This window comes from Streptomyces ossamyceticus (assembly GCF_001418475.1).
Classification (GTDB): domain Bacteria; phylum Actinomycetota; class Actinomycetes; order Streptomycetales; family Streptomycetaceae; genus Streptomyces; species Streptomyces ossamyceticus.
This window is the reverse complement of the sequence record NZ_LIQX01000329.1, coordinates 1-14,411: the sequence shown is the minus strand read 5'-3', so window position 1 is coordinate 14,411 and position 14,411 is coordinate 1. Positions and strand designations below refer to the sequence as shown.

Annotated in this window: 13 protein-coding genes; 9 read left to right on the top strand and 4 right to left on the bottom strand. The window is 72.1% G+C overall.

Annotated elements, in window-relative coordinates; all coding sequences use genetic code 11:
* The first annotated feature begins 2 nt into the window (after nucleotides 1-2).
* A complete protein-coding gene (locus AOK15_RS24045; protein ID WP_420876954.1) occupies nucleotides 3-683 on the top strand; it encodes a GNAT family N-acetyltransferase in 681 nt (226 codons plus the stop codon).
* A gap of 16 nt (nucleotides 684-699) precedes the next feature.
* Here the strand turns inward: AOK15_RS24045 and AOK15_RS24040 are convergent, their stop codons facing one another.
* On the bottom strand, nucleotides 700-1,494 hold the full coding sequence (locus tag AOK15_RS24040; RefSeq protein WP_055520250.1) for a GNAT family N-acetyltransferase: 795 nt from the start codon (nucleotides 1,492-1,494) through the stop codon (nucleotides 700-702).
* Between the two features lie 133 nt (nucleotides 1,495-1,627).
* On the opposite strand from AOK15_RS24040, the gene AOK15_RS24035 reads away from it, so the two are divergent.
* Both AOK15_RS24035 and AOK15_RS24030 read left to right on the top strand, forming a co-directional pair.
* Nucleotides 1,628-2,149: a nucleoside deaminase gene (locus AOK15_RS24035; RefSeq protein ID WP_055520249.1), complete on the top strand. Its 522-nt coding sequence runs from the start codon at nucleotides 1,628-1,630 to the stop codon at nucleotides 2,147-2,149.
* A gap of 84 nt (nucleotides 2,150-2,233) precedes the next feature.
* Complete coding sequence (locus AOK15_RS24030; protein ID WP_055520246.1) at nucleotides 2,234-3,370, top strand: acyltransferase family protein; 1,137 nt, start codon at nucleotides 2,234-2,236, stop codon at nucleotides 3,368-3,370.
* Here AOK15_RS24030 and AOK15_RS24025 read toward each other — a convergent pair.
* Nucleotides 3,367-4,215: a GNAT family N-acetyltransferase gene (locus AOK15_RS24025; protein WP_055520244.1), complete on the bottom strand. Its 849-nt coding sequence runs from the start codon at nucleotides 4,213-4,215 to the stop codon at nucleotides 3,367-3,369. The two genes, AOK15_RS24030 and AOK15_RS24025, sit on opposite strands and share 4 nt — an antisense overlap.
* Nucleotides 4,216-4,517: 302 nt before the next feature.
* On the opposite strand from AOK15_RS24025, the gene AOK15_RS24020 reads away from it, so the two are divergent.
* The 3 genes from AOK15_RS24020 to AOK15_RS24010 all read left to right on the top strand — a co-directional run bounded on the left by AOK15_RS24020 (nucleotide 4,518) and on the right by AOK15_RS24010 (nucleotide 8,059).
* Nucleotides 4,518-6,098: an alpha/beta hydrolase gene (locus tag AOK15_RS24020; RefSeq protein WP_055520242.1), complete on the top strand. Its 1,581-nt coding sequence runs from the start codon at nucleotides 4,518-4,520 to the stop codon at nucleotides 6,096-6,098.
* A gap of 125 nt (nucleotides 6,099-6,223) precedes the next feature.
* Nucleotides 6,224-6,751, top strand: coding sequence for a DUF4232 domain-containing protein (locus tag AOK15_RS24015; protein ID WP_055520240.1), 528 nt, complete (start codon nucleotides 6,224-6,226; stop codon nucleotides 6,749-6,751).
* Between the two features lie 210 nt (nucleotides 6,752-6,961).
* Nucleotides 6,962-8,059: a baeRF3 domain-containing protein gene (locus AOK15_RS24010; protein ID WP_055520238.1), complete on the top strand. Its 1,098-nt coding sequence runs from the start codon at nucleotides 6,962-6,964 to the stop codon at nucleotides 8,057-8,059.
* 120 nt (nucleotides 8,060-8,179) lie between these two features.
* On the opposite strand, the gene AOK15_RS24005 is transcribed toward AOK15_RS24010, so the two are convergent.
* On the bottom strand, nucleotides 8,180-8,593 hold the full coding sequence (locus AOK15_RS24005; RefSeq protein ID WP_055520236.1) for an SsgA family sporulation/cell division regulator: 414 nt from the start codon (nucleotides 8,591-8,593) through the stop codon (nucleotides 8,180-8,182).
* Between the two features lie 471 nt (nucleotides 8,594-9,064).
* On the opposite strand from AOK15_RS24005, the gene AOK15_RS24000 reads away from it, so the two are divergent.
* Nucleotides 9,065-10,489 carry a PP2C family protein-serine/threonine phosphatase gene (locus AOK15_RS24000; RefSeq protein WP_055520234.1) on the top strand — a complete coding sequence of 475 codons (1,425 nt, stop codon included), beginning with the start codon at nucleotides 9,065-9,067 and terminating at the stop codon, nucleotides 10,487-10,489.
* A gap of 89 nt (nucleotides 10,490-10,578) precedes the next feature.
* On the opposite strand, the gene AOK15_RS23995 is transcribed toward AOK15_RS24000, so the two are convergent.
* Entirely contained in the window at nucleotides 10,579-12,075 is a 1,497-nt protein-coding gene (locus tag AOK15_RS23995; protein ID WP_055520233.1) for a DNA-binding protein NsdB, read from the bottom strand.
* Nucleotides 12,076-12,309: 234 nt separating this feature from the next.
* Between AOK15_RS23995 and AOK15_RS23990 the strand changes: the two genes are divergently transcribed.
* The gene (locus tag AOK15_RS23990; RefSeq protein WP_055520232.1) at nucleotides 12,310-13,452 is read left to right on the top strand and encodes an aminoglycoside phosphotransferase family protein; all 1,143 of its coding nucleotides are present in this window, start codon (nucleotides 12,310-12,312) and stop codon (nucleotides 13,450-13,452) included.
* Between the two features lie 326 nt (nucleotides 13,453-13,778).
* Nucleotides 13,779-14,411: ABC transporter substrate-binding protein (locus AOK15_RS23985; protein WP_157870349.1), on the top strand; the 633-nt coding region annotated here is incomplete at its 3' end.

Sequence of the window (14,411 nt, the reverse complement as noted above, 5' to 3'; positions counted from 1 at the left end):
GGCTGCTCCGCGACGCGGCGGACGTGGTCGAGGTCCAGGTCCGCGAGGTCCAGGCGGGCGTACGTCAGCGTCAGTACGTCGCGGAAGCCGCGCGCCGCGAGGAACGCGTCACCGAGGGAGCCCTGGCGGGCCTGTGCGACGACCGACCGGCGCCGCTCGCTCCTGGCCGCGCCGACCGCCGCGTCGCGGAGCAGCCACGGCCCGGCTACCACCTGACCGCCTGGGCGGGTGTCGTGCCCGCCGATCTGGCCGAAACCTATGCGGCCTCCCGCCGCGCGATGGACGACATGCCGATGGGCGACACCGACTACGGGACGGTGATCTGGGACGTCGAGCGGCTCGTGGCGGCCGCCGAGACCATCGAGAAGCGCGGCGACTCGCTCCACACCGTCGCTGCGGTGGACTCGTCGGACGGCACGATCGTCGGCTTCTCGGAGCTGGTGCTGCCCGCCGGCGGCGAGGGCGACGGACAGCACTACGGCACGGCGGTCCTGCCCGAGCACCGGGGCCACGGGCTGGCGTCGAAGATGAAGGCGGAAGCCGTCCTCCACGCCCACAGCCTGTACCCGGGCATCGCCCTGCTCACCGACACCGCGGAGGACAACGCGTCGATGCGCCGCGTCAACGACCGGCTCGGCTACCGGCCCACGCACCGGGCGGTGGAGTACCAGCTCGACCTGTGACGGACGCGAGGCGGCGTCACTCCGCGCCGGCCCGGCCCACGGCGTACTCGTGCGGGGTCGTCGTCGTCAGCGGCTCGAAGCCGAGGCGGGCCAGGATCGGGCGGCTGCGGGCGAGGGCGTCGACCTGGACGTAGCGATAGCCGCGGTCGGCGGCGACCCGGGCGCGATGGGCGACGAGGGCCCGGTAGACGCCCCGGCCACGCCAGTTCTCCACGGTGCCGCCGCCCCACAGACCGGCGAAACGGGTGCCCGGGAGCAGCTCCATGCGGGCGGCGCTCACCGGTTCGTCACCGGCGAGGGCCACGACCGCCACGACCGTGTCGGTGTCCCCGCCGAGCTGGGCGAGAAGCTGGTTCCGCATTCGGGAGCTGTCCGTGCCGAACGCCTTCTCGTGGACGTCGGCGACCATCGCCACGCCCTCGGCGTCCGTGACGGGCAGGATGCGGACGCCCTCGGGCGGATCGACGTCGAGGGTGAGATCGGCGACCTCGGCGACCATCAGCGTCTCTTCCGGAGCGGCGGTGAATCCGGCCGCGCGGAGTCTTCGCCCCAGATCCACGGGCAGGTCGTGTCCGTACAGCTTCCACTCGAAGTCACGGCCGAGGCCGGAGAAGAAGCGGATCTGCTCGGCGATGGCCGCGTCGGCGCCCGCCTCGTCCAGATCGGACCAGACGACTCCGCTCCAGCCGTTCTCGGAGCCGACCTGACGCACCACCCCGCCCACGCGCTCGATCCGGGCTCCGGGGCTGTCGGGGCGGGCGCCCTCGCGCATGTCCCGGTCGAACAGTGCCAGCACAGCAGCGTGATCCATACGGTCACTCCATCATCACTCGTTCGCCCTGGCAACGGGTGTCGCCCGCGGAAAGGGGTGCGATTCGGACACACGTCGTAGGGTGCACCCCGCGCAGTGCATGCGAACGGTCTCGAGGAGGGCTCGTACGACCATGGTGGACGAATCCGAACTGGCGTACCTGCGGCGGTGTGTGGAGCTGGCGACGGAGGCGTTGGAGGCCGGTGACGAACCGTTCGGCTCGGTGCTCGTCGGCGCCGACGGGACGGTGCTGGCGGAGGACCACAACCGGGTGGCCGGCGGCGACCGCACCCGTCACCCGGAGTTCGAACTGGCCCGCTGGTCCGCCACCCGGCTCACCCCCGAGGAGCGGGCGGCGGCGACCGTCTACACCTCCGGGGAGCACTGCCCGATGTGCGCGGCCGCCCATGCCTGGGTGGGCCTCGGACGCATCGTGTACATCGCCTCCTCCGAGCAACTCGCCGGGTGGTTGGGTGCCTTGGGGGTGCCCGCGCCGCCCGTGCGAACCCTTCCCGTGCGGGACGTCGCGCCGGGGGTGGTGGTCGAGGGCCCGGTGCTGGAGCTGGTCGAGGAGGTACACGCACTGCACCGCAGGTTCCACACGGGAAAGGCGGGCGCGGCCGACGACCGAGACCACCGGAACCGCGACGACTGAGACGACCGGAACGAGGACGACTGGGACGGCCGGAACGGGGCAGGCGGTCCGGGTCCGTCGTCGTTGACCGGAGAACTTCTTTCCATGCCTGAAGACGTGGCGCAGCACTCCCGTCCCGCCCCGGCGGCCCCGTCCGACCGGGGCGGGCCCTCGGTGGGGCGCGGGTCGCGGGACCCGTACTTCGACAACGCGAAGTACCTCACCATCGTCCTGGTGGCGTGCGGGCACGCCTGGGAGCCGCTGACTTACGGAAGCCGGGCCGCGACGGCCGCGTATCTGACGGTCTACGCCTTCCACATGCCGGCCTTCGCCCTGATCTCCGGTTACTTCTCCCGGAGCTTCGACATGGCGCCCGGCCGGCTGAGGCGGCTGCTGACCGGGGTGGTGCTGCCGTATGTGGTGTTCGAGACGGCGTACACGCTGTTCTACCGGTGGGCGCAGGACGATCCGGGGTATCCGCTGAGCCTGCTGGACCCCTGGTACGTGATGTGGTTCCTGGTCGCGCTGTTCGTGTGGCGGGTGACCACCCCGGTGTGGCTGGCGCTGCGGCACCCGGTGCCGGTCGCGCTCGGTCTGGCGACGCTCGCGGCGGTCTCGCCGGATCTCGGCGGGGACATCTCCATCCAGCGCGTCCTGGGGTTCCTGCCGTTCTTCGTGCTGGGCCTGACCCTGCGCCCCGAGCACTTCGAGCGGCTCCGCACCCGCCGGGTGCGGCTCGGGGCGCTCGTCGTGGGCGTGGGGGCGCTCGTGGCGGCGTACGGGGTGGCCCCGTGGTTCGACGCGGGCTGGTTCTACCACCGGGGCAGCGTCACCGGGCAGGGTGCCTCCCGCTGGACGGGGCTGCTCACCACGCCCGCGCTGTTCGGTCTGGCGGTGCTGCTGACGGCCTGCTTCCTGGCCTGGGTGCCGCGCCGACGGCTGTGGTTCACCGCGCTGGGCACGGGCACGATGTACGGCTATCTGCTGCACGGTTTCGTGATCAAGTGGGCCCGCTTCCGGGACTGGTATGCCGCCGGGTGGCTGCGCACCCCGCTCGGGGAGCTCGCGGTCACGGCCGTCGCGGTCGCCGGCATCACCCTGCTGTGCACGTCCCCCGTACGCGCCGCGCTGCGCTGCGTCGTCGAGCCGCGCATGGAGTGGGCGTTCAAGCGGCCGGCCACGGCGGAACCGTCGCGGGCGGGCGCGGCGTCGGCACCGTCCTCGGAACGGGCGACGCCCTAGCCGAGCTCCAGAGTCGTGACCCCGAAGACACGGTCACGGGCGTACGGCCGGATCGGGCCCGTGTACATGCGGGCCGTCTCGAAGGACGGCGTCAGCCCGTACTCCTCGGCCAGGGCGACCGCCGCCGTGTTCTCCTCGGGGATGTCGACGGCGAACACCCGGCCCGCGGCCTCGGCGGCCAGACCCGCGAGGAGCGCCCGCGCGTCCGCGGGAGTGTCCGCGAACAGCGGGCCGACGCGCAGCGCGTCCCGGCCGGGCCGGATGACGCCGTAGCCGGTGAGCCGTCCGTCGACGACCCGGGCCAGGGCCCGATGCCCCCTGGTGGTCAGCCACCGCTCCAGGAAACGGGGGCGGTCGGCGGCGCAGCAGGCGCTGTCGTACGCGGCGACGGTCCGCGGGTCCTCGACAGGCCGGACGTCGGCAGGCACCTCCGCCCGGGGGGCCGTGCCCGTGTAGCGGAAGGTGCGGTAGGCGAACTCGAAACCGGACTGCCGGTAGTTGCCCTGCTGCGCGACCACCCCGTCGAGCCCGACGGTGCGGCCCTCGGCGTGGGCGAGGGCGGTCTTCCAGGTGGTGAGGCCGTAGCCGCGGCCACGCCGGTCGGGGCGGACGAGGTAGAAGCCGAGGAAGGAGTAGTCGGCGTCGTAGTTGACGACGGAGACGGACGAGACCGGCTCCCCGTCGACCCTGCCGATGAAGAAGCCGTCCGGGTCCTGGGCGAAGAAGCAGGGGGCGTCCGAGAGCCCCGGGTTCCAGCCCTCCTGCCCCGCCCATGCGGCGACCACCGCCCAGTCGTCGAGCGTGGCCCGGCTGACGACGAGGTCCTGAGCCCCCGAAGTGGTCATCTGCGCTCCGTTCGATGAGGTCGCGAGTGCGGTGGTCGGCCGCACGCCCGCAGCATCCTGGTCGAACCCGGTGGCCGTCGCGACGCGGGATACGGACGAGATCGGTCGGCCATCGGGTTTCGCGGAGGCCGGATTCACGCGGACGGGTGAGACGCGTCCCACCGGTGCCGTCCGGCGTCTCGGCGCAGGTTACGGCAGGTCCGGGCGGGCCGCCCGCCGGGAGGCGTGGACGCGGGCGCCCGCCTATCGTGATCCGGGGGTCGTTCCCGGCCGCCCCTGGCCGGGTGCCCCTGGAGGCACGCATGCGGTCCACGCGCAGACGGCGTCCGTTCAGCGGAGCCGCGGTCATGGTGCTGGCCCTGCTGGGGGCCGGGCTGCCGGCCGCGGCGGCGGGCGCCGACGAGCAGGACGACAAGCAGCCCGACCTGTCCCGCTTCTACGACCAGAAGATCAAGTGGCGCAGATGCACGGGCGTGGAGATGCCCAAGGATCTGCGCTGCGGCAAGGTCACCGTTCCCCTCGACTACGCGCGGCCCGGGAAGGGGACGCTCGACCTGGCGTTGGCCCGCTACCGGGCGACGGGCGACTCACGCGGCAGCCTGCTGCTGAACTTCGGCGGCCCCGGCGGCCCGGGCGTCCCCGAACTGGCCTATGGCGGCGCGGAGTTCATGGCCCTCACCAAGGGGTACGACGTGGTCTCCTTCGATCCGCGCGGCGTCGGCCGTTCCTCCCCCGTGAGCTGCGGCGAGGGCACCGACGAAGCCATGGAGGCGACGGACGACGGCAACGACGCCAACGACCCCGAGGTCGCGCTCAAGCAGTTGAAGAAGGCCGCCGCGGCCTGCGGCAGGCACTCCGGTCCGGTGCTGCCGCACATCGGCACGATCAACGCCTCCCGCGACCTGGACGTGATGCGTGCCGCCCTCGGCGACAAGAAACTCAACTACCTCGGCTTCTCCTACGGCACCCGGCTCGGCGCGGTGTACGCGGCGCAGTTCCCGAAGAAGGTGGGCCGCATGGTGCTCGACGGCGTCGACACCCTCACCGAGCCACTGGCGGAGCAGGGTCTCGTCGGCGCCCAGGGTCAGCAGACCGCGCTGGAGGACTATCTCGACGCGTGCGCCGAGCAGTTGACCTGCCCGTTCGGGCAGGACGCCCGCTCGGCCCGGGAACAGGTCGTCGACCTCGTCGAGTCGCTGGACGAGTCCCCCGTACCGACGGACTTCGGGCCGGAGTTCTCCGGGCAGGACCTGGTGGGCGCCATCAGCCAGGCCCTCTACAGCGAGCAGATGTGGCCCGCGCTGACGCAGGCCCTCAACATGCTCGTCCACGACGGCGACACCCGTGGCGTCGTGGCGCTCGCGGGCGGCGGCATGAGCAAGCCTCCCCGGTCCGCCGCCCCGAGTCCGAGCGGCGGACTCGTCGACGAGGAGGACGTGCCGCTCGACAACGTCCCCGCCGCGCTGATGGCGATCAACTGCGCCGACGACCCCGACCGGCCCACCGCCGGCCGGATCACGGAGGAGATCGCGGACCTGCGCGCCGCCTACGAGGACGCCTCCCCGGTGTTCGGCAAGTACCGCCTCACACAGGTGCTGATGTGCTACGGCCGCCCGAGGGGCACCGACTTCATCCGCGAGGAGGTGCGGGACGTGGCCACCCCGAGGATGCTGCTGGTGGGTACCCGGGGCGACCCCGCGACGCCGTACCGCTGGACCGTGGAGACGGCGAAACGCCTCGGCCCGTCGGCCGTCGTCCTCGACAACAAGGGGAAGGGGCACACCGGGTACGCGTCGTCGAAGTGCGTGCGCGAGGCAGTCGACGAGTTCCTGCTGTACGGCTCGCTGCCCGACGACGGAAGTTCCTGCGGAGCCGACGATTGAGCATCAGGCGTGTAACACGGGCAGCTCGGCCACAACCCCGCCCGCGCCTCGGGCGTCACACTGGGTGTGCGTCGCATTTCACGCGTCCCGCACTCGTTTGTGACCGAACCTGGGGGAATCCACCGATGCGTATCCGTTCCGTCCTCACCGTCTCGACCGTGGCGACCGCCGGCGCCGCGCTGCTCCTCGCGGCCGCGCCGCAGGGTCTGGCCGCCCAGCCGGCCGCCAAGCTTCCCGTCTGCAAGGCGAAGGTCCTCAAGATCGGCGCCAAGCAGGCGAAGGACACGAGGATCGTGCACATCACCGTCAAGAACACCGGTACCCGTACCTGCACGATCGACCGCCTGCCCGTGGTCACGTTCGGCGATCTGGACGGGTCGGCCCAGCCGGTGCCGTCGGGCGAGAGCGGGCCGTACAAGCTGGTCGCCGGGAAGACGGCGTACGCGACGGTCCGCACGATCGCCGCGCTCAACGACCCCGAGGCGCGCCGCGTCGACTCGATCGGCGTCTCGGCCAACCCGGTCGCCGGCCGTCTGTTCACGCTGAAGCAGCTGGGCGCGACCAAGAAGGTGAAGGTCTGGGAGCCGGTGACGACCTGGTGGAAGGCGTCCCAGGCCGCCGCGGACAAGTCGCTGAAGAAGGAAGTCGGCTGACGCGCACGGCGGGCACCCACCGCCACTGAACGACCGAGTCGGGCCCGTCGGGCGCGCACCCTCACCGGTGCGCGGCGGCGGGCCCGACCCGTGCTCGCCGCCGGCCCGCCCGTCTCCTCACCCCCGCCCCGGTCCGGACTCCGACCTGCCGCGACAGGTGACCCGAATACCCCAAATGCCCGACACGCGAATCAGTCCTATCGTGAAGTCATGGAGCATGCCCTCAGCCCCGCGACCCTCACCGAGCTGCGCCGTCCGCGGCCCTACCCCGCCGTGTCGGTGCTGACGCCGACGCATCGGCGGGAACCGGAGAACGCCCAGGATCTGGTCCGGCTCCGCAATGTGCTCGCCGAGGCGAAGAAGCAGCTGGACCACGATCCCGCGGTCACCCGTGAGCGGCGCAACGACGTCGTCGAGCAGTTGGACCGCGCGCTGGCCGAGGTGGACCTGACGCACGCCGAGGACGGTCTGGTGATCTTCGCGGCTCCGGGCGAGCACCAGGTGTGGTCACTGGCCCGGCCGGTACCGGAGCGCGTGGTGCTCGCGGACACCTTCCTGACCCGGAACCTGGTGGCCGCGCAGGCCGCCGAGCGCCCCTTCTGGGCACTGTCCGTCTCCTCCGACCGGGTCGCGCTGTGGAACGGCGGCGGCGACCGGGTCGTGCCCGCGCGCGCCGGCGGGTTCCCGCTGACCCGGGACCGCGACAACTTCGACGCGGAGCGGCAGCAGCGGATCGGCGACATGCCGAGCGCCTTCCGCGACGAGGACACCCGGCACTTCCTGCGGGACGCCGACACGGCGATGAGCCGCCTGCTGCGCACCCATCCGCGGCCCCTGTACGTGACGGGCGAGACGGCGGCGCTGTCCCTCCTGGACGAGATCGGCACCGTCACCAAGGACGCCACCCACATCGCGCACGGCGGTCTGGCGCACGGCACCCCGGACGCGGTGTGGCAGGCGATCGGCCCGATGATCGAGGCCGAGAACCGCAGGAACGTCGACACGGTGGCCCGGCGGCTGGAGTCGGCCCGCGGCAGCAAGTCGTTCGCGGCCGGTGTCGACGAGGTCCGGCAGAACGCCGAGCAGGGCCGCGTCCAGCTCCTGGCCGTCGAGGAGAACTACCGGGCGACCGTCCGCGCCGACGGCGGGGTCCATCTCGTCCCGGCGGAGAGCGGCGAGCTGGACGCCCGCGAGGACATCGTGGACGAGATCGTCGAACGGTGCCTCGACACCGGGGCCGAGGTGCGGTTCGTGCCCGACGGCACGCTCGGCGACGCGCGCGGCATCGCGGGCGTCCTGCGCTACTGAGCCGGCCGTCCCGCCTGCCGAACGCGCCGCCCTGCCGGCCGAACCCGACGCTCTGCGCTGCCGAACCCGCCGTCCCGCGCTACTGGGCCCGCCGGCCCACTACCGGGTGTACGCCGCCGGTCAGACACCGTCGAAGAGGGCCGTCAGGCCTCGGTCGACGGCCCGACCGACCGGCTCGCTGCCGGAGCCGACGACGGCGAAGGTGCGCACCAGGAAGCGCCGGAGAGCGACGGTGTCGAACCGGAGCAGGGCCATGCCGTGCGGCGAGTGCAGCTCCACGACCGTACGGGTGCGCCCGCAGGGCCAGATGTGCACGTCCCCGGTTCCGGCGGGCCCCCGCAGCCCCTCGTCGAGCAGCTCGCGCGCGAACGTCCAGGTCACCATGGAGCCGCTGAGCGAGATGTCCGCGGGGAAGTCGAGATGCACGGCCAGCGGGTCGTCCGAGGTGTAGCGCAGCGTGGTGGGCACCGGCAGCTCGCGGTCCTCGGCCGTGACCAGGAGGACTCGTGCGGGCTGTTCCAGTGTGACGGTCATGCGCGCTCTCCGTTTCGGATCCGGGTCGGCCCTGCGCCGACATGCCTCATCGGCCTCGCGAAGGGCATTCGCGCGCCACGCTTTCCTGGATTCACCGCTGTGACCCAAGTCACCCGTTTCCCCCGCACCCGAGTCCCTGGTTCCCCGGCGGACGCCGGTTCTCCTCGGATGTACCGACACCGCTCCCCAGGATCAAAGCGGCTCGCACAAACGACCCTCGAACACGGGCTTGAAAGCGGCTCGTAGCAGACTCGACCATCCATCAAGTCGCGTACGCTGCCTACGACTTGCCCCCTCGGAGCACGTAGCGAGATGTCGTGGCGGACCCGGTCCGCGAGGACAGCGGCATATGCCGGAAGCACCACCGTATCGTGTCTTGCCGAATCCCTTACAGCGCGTCGCGGGCTGTGCAACAGTCGTAACCGGCCCATCCGTCAGCGTTGGTCGTACCGTCCCCCCTCGGAGTACGTGATGCCGTCCCATCTCTCTGCGGATCGCCCCGCCGCCCCGCCGCCCCGCCGCGGCACGGTCGACGCGCTCATCTCGCAGACGCGCCGGCTGCGCGGCGACATGGACGCCGTACGACGTGGCGCCGCCGTCGACGGGACGGACGCCGAGGGCCGATGGCAGCGCGCCCTGTACGACCTGGCCCTCCATCAACTGAACGATCTGGACGAGCACTTGGCCCAGCTGCGGGACGGCCCCGACGTCCCGGCGGCCGACGCGGACAAGGCGGGCGCTTCCGCCGTACCGGTCGCGGCGCACCCGCGCGAGTCGCTGCTCAGCCGGGTCGGCAGCGCCGAGTGGAACCTCCTCACGGACGAGGCGAGCTGGTCCGGGGAGCTGTACGAGATCCTCGGCCGCGATCCGTCCGCTCCGGCGCTCACGCTCGACGAGCTGCCGTCGCTGGTGCTGGAGGAGGACCGGCCGCAGCTCACGGCGATGGTGACGGACTGTCTGATCGACGCCCGGCGCATCGACGGCGAGTTCCGGATCGTGCTCCCCGACGGGGCGGTCCGCACCGTGCACATGATGGGCGAGCCCGTACTCGACGACGACGGCAGCACCGCCTCCATGTGGGCCGTGCTGCGGGACGTCAGCGAACTGCGGCGCAGCCAGCGTGCGGTGAGCGAGACCCGTGACTCGTTCGAACGCCGACGGCACATCGCGCGGGCCGAGCACCGGATCGCGGTCGAGCTCCAGGAGGCCGTGCTGCCTCCGTGGCGTGGCGCCCTGCGGCTCCCGCACCGGGGCCCCGAGACCCTGGACGTGGCGGCCCGCTATCTGCCCTGTTCGACGACCGCGCTGATCGGCGGCGACTGGTACGACGCGCTCGAACTGCCGGGCGGCGGGAGCCTGTTGAGCGTCGGCGACCTCACCGGCCACGGGGTGACCGTCACCTCGGGCATGGCGACGCTGATCGGCGCGGTCCGCGGGATGGCCATGGCCGGTACCGAACCGGGACAGCTGATGGCCTGCCTCAACCAGTTACTCGACGCCACCGGGCAACCGGCCCTCGGCAGCGCCGTGTGCTGCCGCTACCGGCCGGCGACCCGCACCCTGGTGTGGGCGCAGGCGGGTCACCCCGCCCCGCTGCTGTTCCGCGACGGGACGGGGCGCGTGTTGCCGGCGCCGGACGGTGTCCTGCTCGGAGCGACCTCGGGCGCCGTCTACGGGCAGGCCGAGGTGACGCTCCGACCGGGTGATCTCCTGCTCCTGCACACCGAAGGGCTGGTGCCCGGGGGCACGGCAGCCGTCCAGCGGCTGCTGGACCTGGCCCCGCGGTTCGCCGAGGCGCGGACGGCCCGGGATGGTGTACGGGCGGTGGTGGAGGAGTTCGGCGAGGGCGAGCGCGAGGACGACGCCTGCGTGCTCGTCGCCAGGGTCCTCGCCTAACGTCAGGATCGTCGCCTGACCTCAGGGTCCTCGTCCGGAGGGGGAGAAGTGATGACCTCCTGATGCCGTGGGACACCGCCGGCCGGCGGTCACGCCGGTGCGATGTCGCCGCTGTTCCGCGAATGCGGCTTCGGCAGGGCGAGCTTGATCTCCTCCCGAAGGTCCTGGATCTTCGGATAGCTGGAGTACTGACCGGTGAGCCGGTACATCTGACGCAGCCGGTCCCAGGTGCGTCCCGACGAGTTCGACCCCATCGACATCAGGGCCAGCCGGGCGTACCGGTTCGCCTGCTCTGGATCGTCCGCGATGAAGCAGGCGGACGCCATGGAGAGATGGTCGAAGATCTTCGACCGTTCCCGGCCGTCGTTGCGCAGAGCCAGGGCCTTCTCCGCGTAGTGCTGGGCGTGCGCGGCCGCGCCGGGCTCGAACTCGGCGAGGGTGCGGTAGGCGAGGGCCTGCATGCCGTACAGGTCCTCGTCCTTGAAGGTCTGCATCCAACTCGGCGGCGGTGTGTCGCCCTTGTCGGAGACGAAGAGGTCCTCCGCCTGCCCCAGGGTGCGGCGCATGGCCTGGCCCTTGCCCATGGACGCCTGCGCCCACGCCTCGATGGTGTGGAACATGGCCTTGGTGCGGGGCAGCACCCGCTCGCCGGAGCCGGACTGGGCGAGTTTCATGAGGTCGAGCGCCTCGTCGGGTTTACCGAGGTGCACCAGTTGCCTGGCCGCCCGCGAGAGGGCCTCGCCGGCGCGGGGCCGGTCACCGCCCTCCCGGGCGGCGTGGGCGGCGATGATGAAGTACTTCTGGGCGGTGGGTTCGAGGCCGACGTCGTGCGACATCCAGCCCGCGAGGACGGCGAGGTTGGCGGCGACGCCCCACAGGCGGCGCTGGAGGTGTTCGGGGTGGCGGTAGGAGAGCATGCCTCCCACCTCGTTGAGCTGTCCCACGACAGCCTTGCGTTGCAGCCCGCCGCCACGGGCCGCGTCCCAGGCCCGGAACACCTCGACGGAGCGCTCCAGTTCCTCGATCTCCTGCGATCCGATGGGGGCGGCCTCATAGCGGTCGAACCCAGCGGGGTCGGCGTGCAGGGGGTTGTCGAGGTCGGGAGCGTCGGCCTTGAGCGTCGGGTCGGTGTGCAGCCAGTCGTGCATGGCGCTGCTGAGTGCTGATCCCGCGGTGAGCGCGACGCCCGCACCCACCAAGCCGCGTCGGTTGAGCATGAGGTCCATTCCCGTGAATTCGGTGAGGACCGCGGCAGTCCGTTCGGGCGCCCACGGCACACCGTCGGGATGCTCCGCATTCCCGCCGCCCTGCCGTTTCCCCGTACGCCCGTGCCGGACCAGACCGAGGTCCTCGATGGTCACGACACGGCCGAGACGCTCGGTGAACAGCGCCGCCAGCACCCGCGGCACGGGATCGCGCGGGATCTCTCCCATGTCGATCCACCGCCGCACCCGTGAGGTGTCGGTCGACAGCTGCGGATGGCCCATGGCCGCCGCCTGCCGGTTGACCAGCCTCGCGAGCTCGCCCTTCGACCAGCCGGCCAGGCCGAACAGGTCTGCGAGTCGGGTGTTGGGTTGTCCGCTCACGTCAAGCCCCCAGGTTCTCGGCTGAGTTGAATGTAGCCCGCTGTCAGTTGCTGGGGGACTATTCGCCAGGCTTCGCCAGGGTGCGCTACATGGTGTGCCACGGGCCATCCGGTGTCAGGTAGGAAAGCGCCACCCCGGCCCGGTCGCCCGACAGGCACTCCCCAGGGTGTCCCCGGTCGGCCGGGGCGGGTGGCGCGTGACATCGCAGGCACACGAAGGGATCTGTATCCGCCCATGTACGCAGCATCGTCCTCCGTGTCCGCTCCGCCCCGGCCGCTCGCACCCCGCCAGCCGGGCGGTGGCGGCCCCTATCTCGACCCCACCCGTTCCGCGGCCCCCGGGCTCGGTGCCGGCCGGGCCCGGCGCGTTCCGGGGCTCGGCCCTCAACCGCTCAGCGGGAGACTCGACTTGTCCGGCCCTCAGGGCGCGCAGCTACGCACGGCGATCGCCTCGGTGCATCGCATCTGTCCGGAGTTCGCTCCGGTCCAGGTGCTGCGCCGCAGCGGCCGCTCGGTGCTGCTCGTCGGTACGACAGGGCGCAGCACCGCCGTCGCCAAGTGTTTACTGGACCACTCGTCCATCTGGCAGGAGCGGCTCCGGCACGAAATAGCCGCATACCGCTCGTTCGTCCGGCACCGCCCCCCGGTGCGGGTGCCGAGGCTGATCGCGGCGGACCCGGACAACTGCACTCTGGTCGTCGAGCGGATGCCGGGCCGGGTGGCCGCGTTGCAGCGGCATCCCGTGGAGGCGCCGCCGCGCGCCGACATCCGGGCGGCCCTCGGCGCGATCTGCCGACTGAACGCGTGGCGGCCACCGGCGGGCACGTTCGACGCCCCGCTGGACTACGCCGAGCGGATCTCGCGGTTCCATGAGCTGGGTCTGCTCACCGACCGGGACATGGGCGATCTGCAGAAGCTCCTGCACGGCATCGCTCACGCGTCGGGCCGTCAGGGCATGGGCCAGTTCTGCCACGGCGACGCCCTGCTGTCGAACATCCTGCTCTCACCGGCCGGTCCAGTGCTGGTGGACTGGGAACACGCGGGGTGGTACCTGCCGGGCTACGACCTGGCGACGCTGTGGGCGGTGCTCGGGGACGCCCCCGTGGCGCGGCGTCAGATCAGTCAGCTGGCACAGTCCGCGGGCCCTGCCTCTCGGGACGCGTTCCTGGTGAATCTGATGCTCGTACTGACCCGCGAGATCCGTACCTACGAGACGGCCGTGCAGCGTTCGATGCACGACACGACCCCGGCGGCACCGGGCCCGGCCCACCCGGCTGCTGCGCCGTCCGGCGAGGAACAGCGGCTGCTGCTCAGGCGGCTGCACGACGACTGCCAGCTGGCCCGCAAGGCCGTACGGGCGGCGGTCGGCACTCGCTGAGGGGAAACGAAGGCCCGCGGCGCGCCCCGCACACCGGTGCACCGCGGGCCTTCGCCATGTCGGCCCGGTGAGTAGTTGTCGCGCTCAACCACCGTCGTCGCACGGGCAGATAGACAGGCGGGCAGGGCTCGACTCCTGTCACCGACACGGAGCAGGCCCAGGTCGACGCCATGCGGAGAAGCCGAAGAAGCCCCCGCGGCACCAGGAGGCCGCACTTCCCAGCAGCCTCTGGTCCCGTTGCCCCGTACCCGGGCTCTGGGGTGGCCGGGGCCGGCTGGCCACTCACATGACGTGTCGCTTGCCCCTCGGCTGCGGTCATGGATGCAATGTGCGTCATGATCACGCACATGCGCTCGCCGGAGCAGAGCGACAGGGACCCGTCGGCCGTCCGGATCGGTGTACTCGTCCCGTTGAGCCCGCCCGGCTGGGTGGAGGCAGGCCGGCACTTGCTGGCCGGCCTCGAACTCGCCGCCGACGAGGTCAACGACGGCGGCGGAATAGCCGGAAGACCCCTGGTACTGCTGGTCCGGGACACCGCGGCCGATCCGCGCAGGGCCGCGGCGGCCGTGGACGAGCTGGCTCGACTGGGTGTGACGGCCCTGGCCGGGGAGTACCACAGCGTCGTCGCGCGCTCCGCCGCCGCGCGAGCGGACGCCCTCGGTCTGCCGTTCCTGTGCTCGTCCGCGGTCCTCGACGCGCTCATCGACCGGCCGACGGACCGGGTGGCGCGCCTGTGCCCGGCCCAGTCCCACGGCTGGCGGATCTACACCGACTTCCTCCTCGACGCGGGCCACCGCCGGGTCGCCGTGGCGGCCCAGTCGAGCGTCTACTGGGCGGCCGGGACCCGCATCCTGCGCGACCACCTCGCCCCGCACGGCGGCTCCGTCGCCGAACTCGACATGAGTGTGCTCGACCCCACGACCGTGTGCGAGTTCCTCGCACACGGTCGTGGGGTCGAG